Here is an 18415-nt window from a genome sequence, read left to right as displayed (position 1 = left end):
TAAATCGATAACCCGCCTATGCGGACGGCAATCCGTATGCAAACATGACCTGGGGTGAACCAAATGAGAGAACCATTTATAGCGCCCAAAAAAATGAATCAAGCCATTCATGGCCAAATTCGGCATACGCTGCTTGAGCTTGGGGATGCAACAAAGGTGGAAATTAGCCAGCAGACGGAGATCAGCTTCCCAACCGTCAGCAAAGCCATAGAGCAAATGGAGCAAAGCGGCGAGGTCATCCTGACAGGCATCGATCAATCCAGCGGAGGCCGGCGCCCAGCAAGATACGCACTACATAAGGAGTTTCGGCTAGGGCTGGCACTTTATTTGGAAAATGAGGAAAGCGTCTATTCGGTCATCAATTACGTCGGCGAAACGATCGAGCGATTCAAGCAACCTAGCGTGCTAGAGGAAGGCCCTGAAGCGCTCACACTGCAGCTGCAAGCAGTCATGGCGAGTAAGCCGGGCATTCATGCGGTCGCCATTGGCGTTCCCGGCTCGGTAAGGAACGGGAGCATTTTTTTCATCCCTTCGTATGATAAGTTCGCGCAATTGGATTTAAAATCTCTGTATGAGAAGCGCTTTTCCATTGTCCTGGAAGCCGAAAATGATATGAATGCTGCCGTACTCGGCTATCATAGCCGGAGTGGGAGAGCCTTACACGAGACTATTGCTTATGTCTATTTAGGGAAAAACGGTCCCGGTGCCGGCATATTTCTAAACGGGGATATTTTGCGGGGAAGCACCTTTTTCTCGGGAGAGGTCAGCTTTGTGCCTCAATATGACCAATACAACTTTTTGGAGGCTGTCCAGCGCAGCCGCCATGCTGCAAAGTTCGAGGCAGCAGGCCCAGAGAACGGGCAACCTCCCGCCATCATTGACGCTATGAGCCGCTTGGTTGCCGCGTTCGTTGCGATTATCAATCCGCATGCCGTCATCTTTTGCAGCGGGGATGTCGAGCCCGACGAGCTTCTCCTCATAAAACAATGCTGCGCCAGCTATGTTCCGGAAGCTCATATTCCGCAGCTTGTCATCAGCGATTTTGAGCTTGACTACCTTCATGGGCTCCAGCAGCTTGCGCTCCAACAACTGATGAATCCGCAATAATTTCTATCCTTGCGCGCAAGAAGAGCCATCATTCGTATCCTTAGATTGATGGCTCTTCTTCCGTTTCCTAGATCAGCTCATTGCGCGCCTTCAGGTAACGGTAAAGGAAGCAGCCCGATATCGCGCATATCAAAGCGCACAGCCCAATAAAGCCATAACCCGCCTGCAATCCGCGCAGCAATCCCAGCTCCGTATCCGCTCCGTAGCTATTACGGACTACTTTCATAATCGCCCCGATCAAATAATTGCCAATGACGCTGCCAATCCCCATCAGCGTAACGGTAAACGTAATCGCCGTGTCGCTTCCTCGTGGATATCTCTTCGCGATAAACGCCATAACCGTCGGATAAATAGGCGCAATCCCGATACCTGCTGCTGCAAATAAGAAAGCTGCCGATTCTCCGCCAAGTATGGCAATGAAGGTACAGACAGCAGACACCGCCGCAAAAATAATAAGCGAGAGGTTAAAGCCGATTTTATCCGTTACGGGTCCGAGCAGCAGCCTCGCTGCCGAGAAGCACAGAAAGAAAATGGACAGCATGCCGGACGCGGAAACGCTATCCCACTTATAGGCTTTCTCCAAAAAATTGACCAGCCATCCGCCGACAGCCAGCTCGGAAACTACCCCGAATGAAAGGATCAGCACCAGCAGCCACAAAGCGGGATCACGTACCAGGCTTTTGAGCGGAATCCGGTCCTCCATGGCCAGGTCATCGCCCGGAAACCGGCTCAAAAAAGCTGGAATCATGGGCAGGATAGACAAGGAGAGCATAACGAGATACATCCCTCGCCAATCCAGCATATGGCCAAACAAGCTTACGCTCATCAAGCCCGATGCAATCATTGGCGCGACCGTAGAGCTTAGTCCGTAGAAAAAATGCGATAAGTTCATCATCGTACCTGTATTTTTTACGAAAATTCGCGCACCGAGAATAGCCAAACCGATTTCCAGCATTCCATTGCCGATATACATTAAGAAATAGGAAGAGGAAAACACAGGATAGCTATGAGAGAAAAATATGAGGATGCCTGAGATCAGCATCAAGCCGAATGCCATCAGACTTACCGCTTTAATGCCAAGCTTATGCGTAAGCACAGCCGTAAAGGAGCAGGCGATTAAGTAACCAAGCGCATTGAGCGACAATAGCGTGCCAAGCTGCATCTCATCCAAATGAAAATCGAATTGAATTCGCGGAATCGCCGGGCCTTTAATGTTCTCTGAAATGCCGAAAATGATAAACCCGAGGAAGATGGTCGCCAGCTGCATCGCATAGGCCTTGCTGATTTTCGGCTTCGCTTTTAAATCATTGTTCATGGTGAGAAATCCCTTCAGTCATCGCTCATTACGGAATAATGGGATGTCACTTATTAAAGATGTTAAATTTCTTTCCGACTTTACCATAGGCCAAAGCGAAATACAACGGATTTTTTTCCTAACCCCTCCGTGTTTGAATCGCAACAAAAAAAAGGCTTATAAGACCTATGTCTTATAAACCTCCTGCTCCGATCGCCTGTATTTTTCAGGATCACTCAACCCTTTACCGAACCGATTAATACCCCTTTCTCAAAATATTTCTGCAGGAACGGATAGATGACTAGAATCGGCAGCGTAGATACGATAATGACGCCGTATTTGATCTGATCCGCGTATTTTTGCGCATACCCTCCGGCTGCACCGCCCGTGCCTGCCCCATTTTGAAAGACCTGGTTCGATAATAAAATATCTCTGAGGACGATTTGCAGCGGCTGCAGCTTATTGTCGCGAATATAGATCAGCCCCGTGAAAAAATCATTCCAATGGCCAACTAAATAATATAATCCGATGACGGAGATCAGCGCTTTGGATAACGGTAGCGCAATGCGGACAAAAAATCCGAAATGCGAGCAGCCGTCGATCGCGGCCGCTTCATACAGCTCCGAGGGCAAGGACGATTCAAAAAAGGTTCGCGCAATAATGAGATAAAATACGTTTACGCAAAACGGTAAAATAAACATCCACATCGTATTGGTCAAATGAAGGTCTTTCATTAGCAAATAAGTCGGAATCAAGCCGCCGTTAAAGAACATCGTAATGACAAAAACAATCATGATCAGCCGTCTGGCACGGAATTCGCGCCTGGACAGCACATAAGCAGCGGGCAGAGTAATTAATAGATTCACAAAAGTTCCCGCGAGCGTATAAAAGACAGTATTGCGATAGCCATTCCAAATGCGGCCATCTTGAAAAATTTGATTATAGCCAAAAAAACTGATGTTTTTGGGCATAAACAGTACTTTCCCGGTGGATACAAGGGTGGAATCGCTTATGGAAGCAATCACGATAAAATAAAGCGGATAAATAATAGACAAAAAAATGAGGACGCACATGACAGACAAAACAACCCTAAACAAAATTTCACTACCATTTAAACGTTCGCGGATCACAAGCAGTCCTCCCTTAGGCAGCCCGTTAGAATAAACTCGTGTTGGAAGCTTTTTTGGAAATGGCATTCATGGCAAATAAGAAAATAAAATTAATAAGCGTGTTGAATAGGCCGATGGCTGAAGCATAGCTGAATTGGTTGGATACGATACCGATCTTGTACACATAGGTGGCGATTACCTCGGATACAGGCAGATTCAATGAATTTTGCATGAGAAAAATTTTCTCGAAGCCCGTGCTGAGAATGTTGCCCATGCTTAAAATAAACAAAATAACGATCGTTGGAATGAGTGCCGGAAAATCGATATAGCGTATCGTTTGCCACCGGCTTGCCCCGTCCATTTTGGCCGAATCATATAGCTGCGGATCGACGGTCGACAGCGCCGCCAAATAAATAATGCTGTTCCAGCCGCAATGCTGCCAAATCTCCGAAATGATATTGACCGGAATAAAGGTTGAGGTCGACGCCAGTAAATTGATATCTCCAAAACCGACGGACTTCATGAAATATCCGACAATGCCTGTTTCCGGCGACAGCAGGACATTCATCATACCCACCAGTACAATAATCGAAATAAAGTGAGGCAAATAAACCGTCGTCTGCATCAGCTGCTTCATTTTTTTTCTGCGAATCTGATTAAGCACCAGCGCCAACAGGATCGGTGCAGGAAAACCGATAATAATCGAGGTGAAGCTGATCATAAACGTATTCCTCATCAAATCGGTAAACAGGAAGCTCTCCCAAAACTGCTTGAAATAAAAGAGGCCTCGCCATTCGCCGCCGGTAAGCCCTTTGCTGAAATCAAAGTCCCGAAATGCCAATTGAATGCCGTACATCGGAATATAATTAAAAATAAGAATGACGGCGATCGCCGGAAAGACCATAATCCATAGCTGATAATCCCGTTTGAAGGTGCTGAAGATAGAACGAGAGCCCATAAGCTGTTTCCCCCTTCGTTTCTTTGAACAAAAGAAGCTATGCCCTGCATTAGAGCGGCATAGCTTCTTGCCTTGCTTCTAGTTATTTTTTGCTCATATAGTCATCGTAATATTTCTGCATGATTTCGATATTTTGATCCAGGCCGGCTTTTTTGCTTTGCTTCACATATTCATCCCACTGGGCCTCTACTGCGCCTTTGGTTACCCATTTGGCAAAATTCGTGTTAGCGAGATTCATCACATTCGTATTGTTCAGGCTCATCGTGTTGTTGTCGGCTGTTGTGTACTTAATGAACATGGCCGGGAAAACATCCGATGCTGTATCGACCGCTAAGGCGTCGCTAAGCGGCTCTGATTGCACAAGCACCTCCTGCATATCCTTGCCCAGCGTCAAATCAAGCGCATCTGGCAGGTACATCGGCCCGTTATCTGCCCAAGTGGATGTCCACTTCCAGGTGCCGGGGTCCATCTTCTCATCCGCAGGCGGTAGAACGGCATAGCTGCCATCGCCGTTATCCTTGATATTCGTCCCAAGAGAGCCGAAGAGCACCTGCATGCTTACTTCCTGCTTATAAAGTTCATTAATAAAGCGCATCGCCGCTTCCTTGTTTTTCGTTTTGGCTGACATGACGATCTGGTTAACCCCATAATTCAACGTAGCAAAGTCGTAGCTCCAGGAGATTTTGCCGGAATAACCAGCTGATTCTTTGAGAGGGGACATGGACGTATATTGCGGCGCTAGCTGCTCACCGAAACGGTCCGAGGCTACCCATCCCCACGTAAAGCCGACCTTCGCTAGGTCTCCCTCGCCGCGAGCAACCGATTGGAACTTCGTATAATCATGGGTGAATACTTCCGGGTTAATCAGTCCGGCTTTGTAAAGCTTGTTAAGGAAAACAACCATTTTCTTATAGCGTTCATCGGTTAGGAAGTTTTTCACTTTGCCGTCTTCCACGAAGTAACCTTGTCCGCTACCGTCCGATAAGGTGATGCCAAGGCCGCCGAGCAGCACTGCGGGGTTGAAGAAGCCGCCGATTCCGCCTGGCCAATCCATCGGAATTTCATCATTCGGATCGCCGTTGCCATTCGCATCCTTTTCTTTGAAGGCGACCAACACATCGTAGAGCTCATCCCAGTTGGTTGGCATGCTCAGGCCAAGCTGATCAAGCCAGGTTTGGTTAATATATTGCCTTGAAGCGGACGCTGGCCAAAACCGCTGGTATTTGGGCAAGCCGTATATTTTGCCGTCCGGCTGCGTCGCAATGATTTTCGTTTCCGGTTTTTCATCGAACATCTTCTGCACATTCGGCGCTTCCGGCAGCAGCTCGGTCAAATCCTGGAAGAGGCCTTGAAATTGGGCAAAATCGGCATCCGTAATGACGTTCGGCCCTACGAATAAATCTGCCGTATCGCCGCTCGCCAGCATGGTCCCTTTCTTCTGCTCCCAGTCCGCCGTAATTTCTTGCCATTCAATGTCCACGCCTGCAGCTTCCTCTGCCTTTTGAAGCCATTCCATCTCTGCTAGCGGCTTCGTCAACGGGTGCTTTGTTATAATCGCGGTTAGCTTTACCTTCGCGCCGCCGGGATTTTCTTTATCTTCTCCTGTCTTCTGCGGTTCCTGATTACCGCCGTTATTGCTGCAGGCTGCAAGCAATAACGTTAACAAACATGCTGTCAGAACAAGGCTCAACGTTTTTTTCATGGTAAAGCGCCTCCCTTTTCTATTCTGATATCGCTTACAAATAAGTGTGACCTCATTCGATCGCTGCCCCCCTGTACCGGATCAGGCTAGCTTGTCTTTCGCTGCAGCTCTTGACAGCCTTTATGTTAGCAAGCGTTTACATCACGGACAATACGGAAAATCATTGGATTTCGGTGATAATCATTAGGTACCCGAATAGGCGCATACCAAGCTGGGTGAACCCAGCCAAACCAAAAAAAAAAGGCCTCGGCTATGCCGTAGGCCCACTGCGTTGGTTATTGCGGATACGTTCCTTGAAATGTGGCATCGATCTTAGCCGAGACGCTTTCAAAGGCTTCCTTGACACTGGTCTTGCCCAGCCAAACCTGATCAAGCACGGGATGCAAAATCGCCGAAATATTTTCATTGTTTTTGAGATAATAATCATATGAATTAACGCCATTCTCAATCGTCTGCCTCATCACCGCATCGCTATAGCCGTCAGGATGGCCCGGCTTTACCTCTGCCCACTGCGCGATAAGGTCAGGTTTCGAATAATAATCATTCAAGATCGGCATCCACAGCCCGCTGGCATGTAAATCGAGAGAATTCTGAGCATCCAGCTGCCACTTATAAAAGAGCCACGCTTCATTCGGATGTTTCGTTGTGGATGACATAACCAAAGGTTCGCCGAACTGAATCGTCTTACTCGTCTTCAGCTTCGGGAGGACACCCACGCCATAGTTAACGCCCGCTGCGCCAAGATCAAGCTGGACCCATTGCCCATCGAGGTTCATGGCCACCTTTCTGCTTTGCATAGCCAAGGCGGGCTGAGGAAGATTTTTCTCCTGCACCGGCGATGGTGCGACATGATGAACATAAATCAAGTCAGCCAGTCTTTGAACGGCATCAATAACAGCCGGATCGTCCAAATTCATCCGGCTTCCATCCGGAGAGATAATGCTTGTATTATTGGATGGCACCATTAAATGCCACATCCATGTATTGAAGCGTACGCCAAATTGCGTAATATGACTGGCATCGAACTCCGGATGAAGCGCATTATGGCCATTGCGGTCGATCGTCAGCTTTTTTGCCGTCAGCACAAATTGCTCCCAAGTCCAAGCGTCTGCCGCTTTGGACGGAGGAAGCTCTACGCCTGCTTCCCGAAACAGATCAGCATTATAATAAAGCGCAAACGATTCCTCGGCGACCTTGACTCCCGCTACTTTATTCTGATCCCAGTACATGATTGAATTCGAAATGAGGGAGCTTTCATTAATTTCCGCATCGGAGGCCAGAAAGCTTTGCAAATTATAAAGCTTGCCTTGCTCGGCCCATTGCAGCGCAGTATGCTTGTAGAGTATGAATACATCTGGCGCTTTGTTGCTTGCATACATGGTCGTAAGCTTGGTCGTATAGTCGCCCGGCTCATACATATACCGTATCGTAATCCAAGGGTATTTCTCCATAAAAGCTTTAATCATGCGCTCCTTGGCCTGCCTCTCATTGGGAGAACCCCAGGATGCGTAGGTCAAGACCACTTTCTCCTTACCGCGAGACTCGGGTTCCTGATTCACTGCGGTGTTAGGCGATGCGAGGTCAGGCTCGCGGCAACCCGCAATCATCAGCAGCAAGACTAGCCACAGCATGACCAATACTGCGTTCCTATTTTTCTTCACACTTCGCTCCCTCCTTTCCTTGATCATTGAACCTCCGTTTTGTCCTGCTTGCCGGGAAACCTCCCCATTCGAATAACAAGGGTCGTCCCGCTGCCTTCATTGGAATGGACAGCCAGCCCATATTGGCTGCCATACAGCAGCTTGATCCGTTTCTCTACATTCGGCATGCCGGTCGAGCCTATCTTGCCCGACCGTAGTTGATCGATCTGCTCTTTCTCGATCCCTCTGCCGTTATCCGCAACGGTGAAGAAGACCATTTCGCCCTCAGACCAGCCTTTGATCTCGATTATTCCGCCCTGCTCCTTCTCGGCAAACCCGTGAATAATCGCATTTTCAACAAACGGCTGCAAGAACAGCTTAGGCACTTCCCTATCCATTAGCCCCTCCTCAACATCCATTTCAACGCGGAACAGCTCCTCGAATCGGCTGGACATAATATAAATGTACTTATTCAACCAGTCCAAATCCGTCCGCAGCGGCCATGTCTCCTTCTTGTTCCGCGTCGAGGTCTGCAGCATATCCGCTAAATGGTGAATAATCAGGCTCATCTCCTTCTGATTATTCTCTATCGCAATCCAATAAAGCGTCGTAAGCGTATTATAGAGAAAATGAGGGTTAAGCTGGAGATTAAGCGCCATCAGCTCCGCATCCTTTTCCCTTAAGCGCGAAGCGTAGTTTTCTTCAATCAGCGTCTGAATGCGGTCATTCATATGGTTGAACGTCCGGATCAAGTGGCCAAACTCGTCCCGCCCCTGCTCGGAGATATGAATATGAAAGTTGCCGCGCTCCATTAGCTTCATCGCTTTCTTCATTCGGCTGATCGGCTTTGTAATAAATACCGACATTCCATAGGCAAGAAGAATAGAGACAACCAGCATGAGGATAAAGAAAAAGGTGGAATATCTGCGCAGCGCATTTAAATCCTGCAGCGCATCTTTCACAGGAATTTTAATATAGGAAATCCATCCCGTGCTTTCCATCCGGCTAAAGCTGACCACCATCTTTGCTCCGTCAATGGTTCTCTGAATGCTGCCGTATTTCATCGCCTTTGCTTCGCCCAGCCAGGATGGCGGCTCCTCGCTTGCTTCGCGGCCTGGATCGGAGCCAATGATGACCGCCCCTCCTTCATCCAAAATGCCGTACGATAAATGGCGGAATTCGCTTTGCCGCGCATAATCCGCGAATAATTTCCCCACGTAATCAGGCGTCAAATTGATCATGAGTACAGGCTTTTGCATCGTTTGGGGCAGTGCATGAAAGATGCCCTTCTCATCGATAAAGGTAAGATTGAGCTGTTTGACTGCCGATACCAGCTTGCTGAACTCAAAGTCCAGCCCTGACATTTCTTTCTCACCCAGCGTTTCAGCAAATCGATAGGTCGGTACCCATACCAGATCCCCTTTGCCTGCTACAGCCTTCCTATATAAAGCGGACGCAAAAAAAGCCTCGGGCATCACGAACATTCTCGCTGTATTGCCGAAATTATAGGGAGGCGTCAATATGAATGACGCATAAATATCCGTGTCTCCGCCAAAATATTTGAACAAGATTTGCGTAATGCGCCGGTCTGCCTTCAACAAGGACTCATTATCTGCCTCGTCCGCTTCGGTAATGACCTGATACAATTCATTGTCGATCGGAAGCATTTCGCTTTTGTCGCGGATGTACTGCAGCTTCTCATCTAGCAGTTGATTGTTATTAATGACAACATTGCCCAAGCTTTCCTTCACATTAGCCAGCATATTACGGGCACTGATCTGGTAATAAGCAAAACCAAGCGCCAAAATAATAAAGCTGACCAGCAAAAAATAGGAAACTAACAGCTTGATACGAAATTTTGCGTTGGCAGCCATACCCGCCATTTTTCTTAGGATGCGCATCGCTTTAGCCTCGTTTTAATCAGGATGAGAACATTCTTCGGAATTCTTCGGGCGAGTACAAAAACATTTTTTTGAAAACCTTGTTAAAATATTTAATGTCTTTGTAACCGACCTGCCTTGCGATATCAACGACCTTCTGCTCCGATTGCAGCAATAGGCTGCGTGCCTTCTGCATTCGTGTTTTCACGAGAAAATCGGTAAAGGAAAGCCCAAAGTTATTTTTAAACAAAATGCTGAAATAAGAAGGGTTATAGAAAAAACGCTGCGCCACCATTTCCAGTCCCAGATCCTCATGCAGATGGTTTTCAACGAACTCCCTGCACTTTTGCATAATCATTTCGCTTCGTGAGGACTTGTCATTTTTCATTTGCTTAATCATATCGGCAAGCAGCAAAGCTGCGGTATCCAGCGTTTTCTGGAAAGTGTCTGTAGCATACAGCTCTTGATCGATCCGGCTGCCGAGCTGCCGGTAGCCTTCTTCATCCATCACCAGCTCGATCCGTTTCATGCAAGTTAAAAGCAGCTGCGTCACATTGCACTTCAACCGGAAGGGAGTCGGATAGGCAGCTGCCATTTTATGCAATAGGGAAGTAAGTGTAGAAATGGCAAGTTCCAGCTGATTCTCGGATACGGCTTTCTCTAGAATGTCGGCATCTTTCGTCGCAAGCAGCAAGCTTGTCTCATTTTTTAGCAAGCTTTGCAGTTCATGCGTGTTTAACCATGTCCCTTCCGGAAAATAGTAAAGGTATTGCAGCGCTGTTTTGGCGCTCTCGCAGCATAGCCGTATATCGGTTTCAATAGACGCCGACTCCTTCCCTACTGCTACGCTAATGGAACGGCTATAAACATTTCCTAGCTGGGTCAGCGTCTTGCGCAGCACGTCCAGGCATTCAGTACCCGAGCGGTTAGGACTCCAAAATGCAATGACGTAAAGAAGCTCCTTCTCATGCTCGGGAGCAGCGACAATAAGCTCCGCGCACTTCGTATTCGTCTGAGTAATCGCCCGCTTCAGCATACTCTTCCATTCCAGCTCTTCTTCCGTCTGGCCGCTTGAATTTGATTGAAGGATGAGCACGGTTCCATGTCCATTCAAGGGGAAATGGCGTCTTACGTCGCTCCACTCCGCAGGCTGCAAGTCCTGTGTCATCCATTTGTACAGCAGAAGGTCCATATATACCGGTTTTGTATGGGCGAGCTGCTCGTCCAAGCTCTTTTTCTCCGATTGAAGACTGCTCTCGCGTTTGAACTGTTTCTCCATATCCGATAGAATCGGTTCCAGATTTTCTGAAATGACAGGCTTAACTAGGTAGTCCCTTGCCCCCAAACGAAGCGCCTGCTGCGCATATTCGAACTCATGGAATACGCTTACAAAAACAACCTTCGGAATTGGCGTTCCCTTATCGTTGAGGGCTCTCAAAAATTCTATTCCATTGACCAGCGGCATCTGAATATCCGTAAATACGATATCCAGCCTGCGGTTCTGGGCAAGCTCCAGCGCTTCCTTCCCATTTTTCGCTTCATGCACTTTATAATCCGGGCGCAGCGAGCGAACCATCGCCGCCAAGCCGCGCCGCTGCTTGGGTTCATCGTCAACGACCAAAATTTCCATTTTCAAGGCAAGCATACGATCATCCCCTTAGCTGTAGTACGTTACAACCATCTATTTTATTGTAGCGTTTGACTATGAGATTTGGAATGAAGCTGCGGGAGAAAATAGTTGGATAAGGAGAATCTTTTTGGATGATTAACTATACCGATAGATGCGGCTCGGAATATCTTATAGAGATACAGCGTCGCAAATGTTCATAGAGAATACTTCCGGTATTTATCATAGCGTATAGGAGGTGATTCGGAGTGAAAAAACGGATAAAGGCCCGCACCGATGCCATTCTTCCAGCTGAAAGCGAGATGGCTGTGGAGGAGGCGAGTACCGAAGAGACCATGGTCGAACCCGTTTCGAACAGACAAGAATCAATGGTTACGCGGCTTGGCGGATTCGACGGCATCATGTCCATGATGGGTAAAGTACAAAAGGTTTTTGGATTTTTCCAGCAAATGCGGCCGGCGTTCAGCATGGTCAGTTCTTTCCTCGGTCCCAAAGCGTTCGTAAGCAGCGTGCCTGTCAAAAAAACGAAACCAAGACACAAAAAAATAAGGAAAACGGCACGTACAGCGGCATCCGCTGCAAAGCGCAGTACAGCAAAGCGTAAACCGTCCTCACATCGGTAATCTTTAGGCCTGCTAGAAACAGTAGAAGCTTCTTATGAGTTCATAGAACTTGTAAGAAGCTTCTGTTTCAATAGAAGAATATTCGTACGGCTTCCCTGAAATAGGTCGCAAGCAGCGCGATTGCCCAGTTAATAGCCTCTACTTTGATTTACCGTCCCTTTCAAGGCAGCCCCTTCGGCATATAATGCAAGGTTCTCTACAAAGTACCTTCCTACCTCCGCAAACCTGCTTTGGCCCGACACATGAGGTGTGATGATGACATTCGGAAGTGTCCAGAGCGGACTGTCTTCGGCAAGAGGCTCCTTTTCAAATACATCGAGTACTGCTGTGAAGCTTGGTCTAACTTGAAGCGTTTCAACCAGCTCCTCTTCAACAATCAGCCCTCCCCGGCCGATGTTAATGAGACAAGCCTCCGGTTTCATCTCCATTAATAGCTCGCGGTCAATGGTATGATGAGTATCTGCGGTTAACGGCAGCGTGAGCACCAGATAATCCAACTCCTTCACAAAGGCCTTCCATTCCGAAGCCAGAAAATGAACATCAACCCGACCCGCTTTATCGGCTCCTCGGCTAAGTCCGTGCACGACCATATTGAACGCTAGAGCCCTTTCCGCAATTTCCGAACCAATCGAGCCAAGGCCGGCTATGCCGAGCACCTTACCTTCCAAAGTATCCGCACGGAATGGTTCCCATTTGCGATTATGCTGAGACGCAAGCAGCCGGGCCATCCCTTTATTATGAAACAACATATAGCCCAAACTATATTCAGCCATCATGGCGCCGAATTGATCGACAATTCGGGTTACCGTGATGTGCTCCGGAATTTTGGTTACCAAATGATCAACGCCCGCACCGATCGATTGAATCCATTTTACCGATGAAGCCTCCGGCGTGAACAACAAAGTCTCAGGAAAATTCCAGCATAAAATAACTTCTGCTCCCGCTAGCTGCACCGCTGCTTCCTCTGGTGTCCGAGCCACTCTTATCGTTGAATAGCCATGCTCCCTCAGCAGCTCGGCGTATTTCTCAGGTTCATTATAGTAGACCAATATCGTTGGATGTTCCTTTGGCAAAACAATCCCTCCTTCTGCATCTTCAATCGAAATATAGTAATTCTGCTTTACCTATGTTTAAACTTATTTTACATGAAATTTTTCAAATGGCATACGAAGAAACGGCTACGCCGTCCTCAGCTAGAGGAGGGTAACCGTTTCTCGCACAATGATTAGACAACGATATCGCGTAAAATAAAGGGCTACATTGCCTGCTTAAGCTTCGGTAATTCGCAGCGATTTAAGAGGTACCATCGAATCCTCTGGAACATAATACTTAAAATGATTATCGCTGATTTGCCCTAGCAATTGACGACGGATCGGATCAGCATCCTTCAAGAGGCTCGCCGATGCTGTGTGGTAATCGATTGGACGCATCCAAATCGGGCTGTAGCCCAGAAACAGCTGCCGTCTTGTAAATTCGGACCGATTCGGAGAACCGGCATGCCATAGATTTTGCGCAAATAGGAATACGTCCCCCGGTTTCCCGCAAACCTGCACTTCACCGTTCACTTGCTGCCGTACATCTTTATTGTTAGGATTGTAAGGCCGTTTATGGCTGCCCGGTATCACCTTCGTATTGCCTCGATCCGGTTCCGACATGTCGCTTAGAATATAGCAGGTTTTAATGTAATAGGTTGCCGTCAGGCCAGCAATAACGGGAAACTGCGGATGCGGTCCATCTTGATGCCAATCGATAAAGCTGTGCGAAGCCGTCTGCGCCTCGCTAGGATTCGGCTTCCTAATCGTCAAGTGCGAGATATGCAGTTGGATGTTATGTCCCAGCAAATTAACGATAAGCGGCAAAATCTCCGGCTGATCGATGAGTGAAGCGATTTCAGGATGACGCTCAACGCTGTTATAGATATTGTGGGCAAGCGTTTCAGGCTCGCTCGCAATGACTTCATCGATGGCGGCATTCAGCCGGTCCACCTTTTCTTGCGATAAAACGCCCGGTAGCAGCAAATACCCTTCCTCATTAAATTGCTTCATCAATTCCGGAATATTTAGGTCGGTTGTCTTCATGCATCATACCTCCTTCTTGTATTTAATTTAATTATATCTAACGTTCAAACATGTTATAATGTAAGAAAAACTTAAATTACTTGTATATAATTTCACTGATGGAGCTGACTTTTATGGAGCTGACCCGATTCTGCGAGCCCGATCTGCATTACCATGTTTATGTGAAGGATGCCTTGCATTTCCAGAAGACACATGACACTTATGACCACTGGGCCTTGTTTATTGTTGAAGATGGCAGCTTTGACTACAGGATGGGCGGCCAAAGCGGGCGGGCGGTTAAAGACGATATGGTGCTGTGTCCGCCTGATCTGACTTTTTATCGGAAAACAAGCCTTTTATCCTTTCATCTTCTGGGATTCCAATGGCTATCCGATTCTGATACAAGCTTCACTTCATCGCACGCAGCTGATTTCCCTCCGACCAGGAAACTTCGATTGATGAACAACAGGAGGTTTCATTCCATCCTCTCTCAATTGCGCGAAGCCCGTTACTTGAATCCGGCCCTTGGCCGCGAGTACAAAAAACATCTCCTGAAAGATTTGCTTTACCTCCTGCAAATTGAACTATCGGGCCAGCAGACTACTCCACTGTTCAGTGAGGACCCTCTGCTTCAGCAAGCCGTGCATAGGCTTCAGCAGCAGGCGGAATTCGGGTTATCCCTAAAAACCATCGCAGCTGAGCTAGGTTTAAGCCAGGTTCAACTCACCAGGCTTTTCAAGCAAGAGTTCCGCATGGCGCCAAGCACCTACGCCGCTACCCTCCGAATGGACAAAGTTAAGCAGCTGCTGGTCCATTCCTCGCTAACCCTTAGCCAAATCGCCGAGCACTGCGGCTTTACGGATGAGCATCATTTGAGCAAAAGCTTCAAAAAAATGTTCGGCATCAACCCCTCCGCCTATAGAAAAACGTATCGCGTGTAATGGTTTGCTGCCTAAAATCAAACAAGCCGACCATCAAATTAGCGGTCGGCTTGTCAGTATCCTCATATATTTAACTGCAATTAACTGCCGTAACCCAATGCCTTAAGCTGCTCTACCGCGCTATCCATAAACGTCTTATAGTTCATAGATGTCTCCAGCGTCTTAATAAAGTCGTCATATTGGCTTAACGGGCGTTTATTATAAATAAATTTCGCAAGCTCTTCCTCTATATAACGGTCCGCATCAGCTGGATTAAAGCCCTGAGGATTATCAATGAATCCGTTCAGTATCTCGATACGCGGCTGTTCGCTCGCAAAGGCAATCGCTTCTGACTGAGCGGAGAATTTGGCTTGCAAATACTCCATTTCAGGTCTGCCGGTGAATTGGTACAGCCAGGAATAACCGACATCGCCTGCTTTGTCTGTCATCTTCGGTTTGCCGTTATCAAGCGTGAAGTGCGTATCCTGGACCCCGAATTGAACCAACAGCGAGCCGCCATCCGGATTGGAAATGTAATTCAGCAAATCGAATACTCGCTGCAGCTTCTCCGGATCTTTCTCCAGTGCCTTCGGAATGGCGAAGCGGCCTGGCGCCGCGCCAATATCCCATGATCCGTCGTACTGACCCCCTTTGCCTGACGGCGCAGTCATCTGCAGCCATTCCGCATTGGGATTAACCGTTTTAATTTGCTCCACGAACTGTTCTTTGGTCATATTGGGCCAATCAAGATAAACGATGCCTGCCTGCCCTTTAATCGCCTTTTCTTGATGCTGAAGTCCGCTATTGGCCAGCAACTCGGGGTCAACAGATCCTGTAGCGATCATATTTTTGATAAATTCCAGTGCCTCCTTCATCGCCGGGTCATACAGACCGTTGATGACTGCCCCATCCTTCTCATAAAAGTTTCCGGGCATGCCGACGCCAAATGCGCCGAATACAGGCGAGAATGCCCCAATCTTGCCGCCGGTCAAACCGATGGTATCCGGCTTGCCGTTCCCGTCCGGATCGTTCTTCGTAAAGGCTTCTGCCACCGTTGATAATTCTTCCACGGTCTTAGGTACTTGAAGCTGCAATTTCTCCAGCCAGTCCTTGCGAATCCAATAGGTGTTGTAAGGGATTTGCGGTGATTTGGAAATCGCGTATACCTTTCCGTCAACCATCCCCTTCTTGACGCTGTCTTCGCCAATGAAAGCTACCGTTTGGTCCAGCTTATCCATGTATGGCGTTAAATCGAGGAGCAGCCCCTGTTTGGAAAACTCTATCAGCTGCTGGCGGTCGACCATGAACAGATCCGGAAAATTTCCCGAGGCCATTCGGACACTCAATTGATTGCTGTAATCGTCAGCCGACGGATACACCGTTAGGTTAAGGTCAATGTTCAGTGCTTTGTCGAGCTCCTGCTTAATGACATCCTTATCCGGGGAAGGCAGGTTGTTTCCCGTTTCAATAATTTCGATCTTCACCGGCTTGCTGCTCGGCTGCGCTGTTTCTGTGTTAGGCTTGGCCGTATTGCTCGGGTCACCGCCCACGTTCTTATTGCCATCTCCTCCCGAACAAGCGGTAAGCAGCGCTCCAAGCATAGAAACGGTTAGCAATAAAGATATTATTTTTCTCATCTTCTTATCCCCTTTCATCACTCTTGCTATGGTACAAGTCCGCATAGCTGGCCAGTAATCTATGCAGCCTTGGTCAACCTTTAATCGATCCGAGCAGCATGCCTTTCGTGAAATGCTTCTGAAGAAACGGATAGATGACGATAACCGGCAAACTGGCAATCATCACGGATGCCATCTGCATGGTCTGGGTCGGCATCATGTTCTCGGCATTTTCAAGCGGCTGCTGGCTTTGCATCAGGATTTCCCTGACGACAACCTGAAGCGGATACAGCGTGCGGTCGGTCACATAAAAAATCGCCTGAAAAAATTCGTTCCAGTGCCCGACCAAATAAAACAAACCAACCGTTAGCAAAACTGGAACCGAGAGCGGCGTTACGATTTGAAGCAGTATTCGAAATTCCTTGGCGCCATCCATCCTAGCGGATTCGAACAGCTCCTCCGGCAGCCCTTCAAAAAAGCTCTTCATAATGAGCACATTAAAGCTCCATACCGCGTTAGGCAAAATCATAGCCCAAATCGAGTCGAGCAGCCCCAGGGATTTAACAACCAGATAGGTCGGAATGATTCCTCCGCTGAATAGCAGAGTGAACACGATCATCATGAGAAAAAAGTTTCTAGCAGGCAGGTTTTTACGGCTAAGCGGATACGCCATCAGGGCTGTCAATATGAGATTCACGGCCGTACCAATCACCGTGATAAGAACCGTAATTTGGAACGCTTTCGGAATATTCGACTCCGTCAGCAGCGTTCGGTAGGCTGTAAAGGTGATTTCTCTTGGGAACAGAATAAATCCTCCATTGCGCAGCACTTCACCGAAAGGGGTAATCGACACGGCTACCACGTACAAGATTGGCAATATGGCAGCCAGGCCGCATAATCCCAGAATAACATACACGACAGAATTAAAAATTTTATCATCGAGGCTTTTTACCATATCCCTTCACCCCACTTCTTCGCCATACGGTTAGCACCTAATACAAGGATGAGCCCAATGATGGACTTGAATAATCCGACAGCCGACGCCAAACTGAAATTCAATTGCTGCAGCCCCGTGCGATACACCCAGGTGTCTAGAATATCGGCAACGGGATACACCTGTATGTTGTACAAAATGTAAATCTGATCAAAGCCGGCATCCAGCAAATGGCCGAGCTTGAGAATGAACAGCAAAATAATAATGCTTCGGATCCCCGGCAGCGTAATATGCCATATCATGCGCAGCCGACTGGCTCCGTCCACTTTTGCCGCTTCATAAAGAGTAGGATCAATGCCTGCCATTGCGGCCAAGTAGATGATGGCTCCCCAGCCGAGATTTTGCCAAACCTCCGAGCCGACGAGAATGCTTCGGAAATAATCGGTCGAAGTGAGGAAGGGTATGGAGGTTCCCCCCGCTTCTACGATCCAGCGATTAATCAATCCTCCGTTTTGTGAGAATAACGTCAGTAGAATGCCGAAAATAATGACCCAGGATAAAAAATGCGGCATATACGTGAGCGTCTGCACGATTGACTTCAACCACCGTACACGGCATTCATTCAGCAGCAGCGCCAGCAGAATCGGAGGCAGCGTACCCCAGACCAGCTTGTATACGCTGATTAATAACGTATTCGACAGCAGCTGGCCAAAATAGGGCGATTGATAGAAATCCTGAAAGTGCTTATACCATGGATTAACCCACGAGCTTCCAGTAATGCCCTCTAGAATTGCAAAGTTTTTAAACGCGATGATGACCCCATACATCGGAAAATACCGAAAGATAATGAAATAGATTACACCAGGCAAGAGCATGATGTAAAAGGCCCGGAAGCTCCAGATCGCTCTAAGCATCGTCTGCAGTTTCATCTTCGGAGTAGGTCCTATC

At 47.9% G+C, this 18415-nt stretch carries 15 protein-coding genes; 3 read left to right on the top strand and 12 right to left on the bottom strand.

Annotated elements, in window-relative coordinates:
• The first annotated feature begins 63 nt into the window (after positions 1-63).
• Positions 64-1107, top strand: a complete 1044-nt coding sequence (locus FJQ58_RS24210; RefSeq protein ID WP_139997364.1) for an ROK family protein — start codon at positions 64-66, stop codon at positions 1105-1107.
• Between the two features lie 67 nt (positions 1108-1174).
• Here FJQ58_RS24210 and FJQ58_RS24205 read toward each other — a convergent pair whose 3' ends face one another.
• The 7 genes from FJQ58_RS24205 to FJQ58_RS24175 form a co-directional block, all read right to left on the bottom strand.
• On the bottom strand, positions 1175-2422 hold the full coding sequence (locus FJQ58_RS24205; protein WP_139997363.1) for an MFS transporter: 1248 nt from the start codon (positions 2420-2422) through the stop codon (positions 1175-1177).
• 215 nt (positions 2423-2637) lie between these two features.
• A complete protein-coding gene (locus FJQ58_RS24200) occupies positions 2638-3474 on the bottom strand; it encodes a carbohydrate ABC transporter permease (RefSeq protein ID WP_238404433.1) in 837 nt (278 codons plus the stop codon).
• An 82-nt stretch (positions 3475-3556) separates the two neighbouring features.
• A complete protein-coding gene (locus tag FJQ58_RS24195) occupies positions 3557-4468 on the bottom strand; it encodes an ABC transporter permease (RefSeq protein ID WP_139997361.1) in 912 nt (303 codons plus the stop codon).
• An 82-nt stretch (positions 4469-4550) separates the two neighbouring features.
• Entirely contained in the window at positions 4551-6170 is a 1620-nt protein-coding gene (locus FJQ58_RS24190) for an ABC transporter substrate-binding protein (RefSeq protein ID WP_139997360.1), read from the bottom strand.
• Between the two features lie 275 nt (positions 6171-6445).
• A complete protein-coding gene (locus FJQ58_RS24185) occupies positions 6446-7831 on the bottom strand; it encodes an ABC transporter substrate-binding protein (protein ID WP_238404317.1) in 1386 nt (461 codons plus the stop codon).
• Between the two features lie 23 nt (positions 7832-7854).
• Entirely contained in the window at positions 7855-9711 is a 1857-nt protein-coding gene (locus FJQ58_RS24180; protein WP_139997359.1) for a sensor histidine kinase, read from the bottom strand.
• 19 nt (positions 9712-9730) lie between these two features.
• A complete protein-coding gene (locus FJQ58_RS24175) occupies positions 9731-11335 on the bottom strand; it encodes a response regulator transcription factor (RefSeq protein WP_139997358.1) in 1605 nt (534 codons plus the stop codon).
• A gap of 230 nt (positions 11336-11565) precedes the next feature.
• On the opposite strand from FJQ58_RS24175, the gene FJQ58_RS24170 reads away from it, so the two are divergent.
• A complete protein-coding gene (locus FJQ58_RS24170; protein WP_139997357.1) occupies positions 11566-11940 on the top strand; it encodes a hypothetical protein in 375 nt (124 codons plus the stop codon).
• 128 nt (positions 11941-12068) lie between these two features.
• Here FJQ58_RS24170 and FJQ58_RS24165 read toward each other — a convergent pair whose 3' ends face one another.
• On the bottom strand, positions 12069-13013 hold the full coding sequence (locus tag FJQ58_RS24165) for a D-2-hydroxyacid dehydrogenase (RefSeq protein ID WP_139997356.1): 945 nt from the start codon (positions 13011-13013) through the stop codon (positions 12069-12071).
• Positions 13014-13208: 195 nt separating this feature from the next.
• A complete protein-coding gene (locus FJQ58_RS24160) occupies positions 13209-14018 on the bottom strand; it encodes a phytanoyl-CoA dioxygenase family protein (RefSeq protein ID WP_139997355.1) in 810 nt (269 codons plus the stop codon).
• Between the two features lie 113 nt (positions 14019-14131).
• Here FJQ58_RS24160 and FJQ58_RS24155 point away from each other — a divergent pair, with 113 nt between their 5' ends.
• Positions 14132-14938, top strand: coding sequence for a helix-turn-helix domain-containing protein (locus FJQ58_RS24155; RefSeq protein WP_139997354.1), 807 nt, complete (start codon positions 14132-14134; stop codon positions 14936-14938).
• An 80-nt stretch (positions 14939-15018) separates the two neighbouring features.
• On the opposite strand, the gene FJQ58_RS24150 is transcribed toward FJQ58_RS24155, so the two are convergent.
• The 3 genes from FJQ58_RS24150 to FJQ58_RS24140 form a co-directional block, all read right to left on the bottom strand.
• On the bottom strand, positions 15019-16554 hold the full coding sequence (locus FJQ58_RS24150; protein WP_139997353.1) for an extracellular solute-binding protein: 1536 nt from the start codon (positions 16552-16554) through the stop codon (positions 15019-15021).
• A gap of 73 nt (positions 16555-16627) precedes the next feature.
• Positions 16628-17488 (bottom strand): carbohydrate ABC transporter permease, encoded by an 861-nt coding sequence (locus tag FJQ58_RS24145; protein WP_139997352.1) that lies wholly within the window; start codon positions 17486-17488, stop codon positions 16628-16630.
• Positions 17482-18396: an ABC transporter permease gene (locus FJQ58_RS24140; protein WP_140000039.1), complete on the bottom strand. Its 915-nt coding sequence runs from the start codon at positions 18394-18396 to the stop codon at positions 17482-17484. The genes FJQ58_RS24145 and FJQ58_RS24140 overlap by 7 nt, the downstream gene beginning before the upstream one ends.
• Positions 18397-18415: the final 19 nt, after the last annotated feature.

This window comes from Paenibacillus paridis, from assembly GCF_006345825.1.
Lineage (GTDB): Bacteria > Bacillota > Bacilli > Paenibacillales > Paenibacillaceae > Pristimantibacillus > Pristimantibacillus paridis.
The sequence above is the reverse complement of the archived record's forward strand: the minus strand, read 5'-3'. Positions and strand labels throughout refer to the sequence as shown.

Coding starts and splice junctions, on each gene's coding strand:
- FJQ58_RS24155 (WP_139997354.1), top strand. CDS start 14,132: ATGGAGCTGACCCGATTCTGCGAGCCCGATCTGCATTACCATGTTTAT.
- FJQ58_RS24205 (WP_139997363.1), bottom strand. CDS start 2,422: ATGAACAATGATTTAAAAGCGAAGCCGAAAATCAGCAAGGCCTATGCG.
- FJQ58_RS24190 (WP_139997360.1), bottom strand. CDS start 6,170: ATGAAAAAAACGTTGAGCCTTGTTCTGACAGCATGTTTGTTAACGTTA.
- FJQ58_RS24145 (WP_139997352.1), bottom strand. CDS start 17,488: ATGGTAAAAAGCCTCGATGATAAAATTTTTAATTCTGTCGTGTATGTT.
- FJQ58_RS24195 (WP_139997361.1), bottom strand. CDS start 4,468: ATGGGCTCTCGTTCTATCTTCAGCACCTTCAAACGGGATTATCAGCTA.
- FJQ58_RS24175 (WP_139997358.1), bottom strand. CDS start 11,335: ATGCTTGCCTTGAAAATGGAAATTTTGGTCGTTGACGATGAACCCAAG.
- FJQ58_RS24210 (WP_139997364.1), top strand. CDS start 64: ATGAGAGAACCATTTATAGCGCCCAAAAAAATGAATCAAGCCATTCAT.
- FJQ58_RS24200 (WP_238404433.1), bottom strand. CDS start 3,474: ATGTGCGTCCTCATTTTTTTGTCTATTATTTATCCGCTTTATTTTATC.
- FJQ58_RS24160 (WP_139997355.1), bottom strand. CDS start 14,018: ATGAAGACAACCGACCTAAATATTCCGGAATTGATGAAGCAATTTAAT.
- FJQ58_RS24140 (WP_140000039.1), bottom strand. CDS start 18,396: ATGAAACTGCAGACGATGCTTAGAGCGATCTGGAGCTTCCGGGCCTTT.
- FJQ58_RS24180 (WP_139997359.1), bottom strand. CDS start 9,711: ATGCGCATCCTAAGAAAAATGGCGGGTATGGCTGCCAACGCAAAATTT.
- FJQ58_RS24150 (WP_139997353.1), bottom strand. CDS start 16,554: ATGAGAAAAATAATATCTTTATTGCTAACCGTTTCTATGCTTGGAGCG.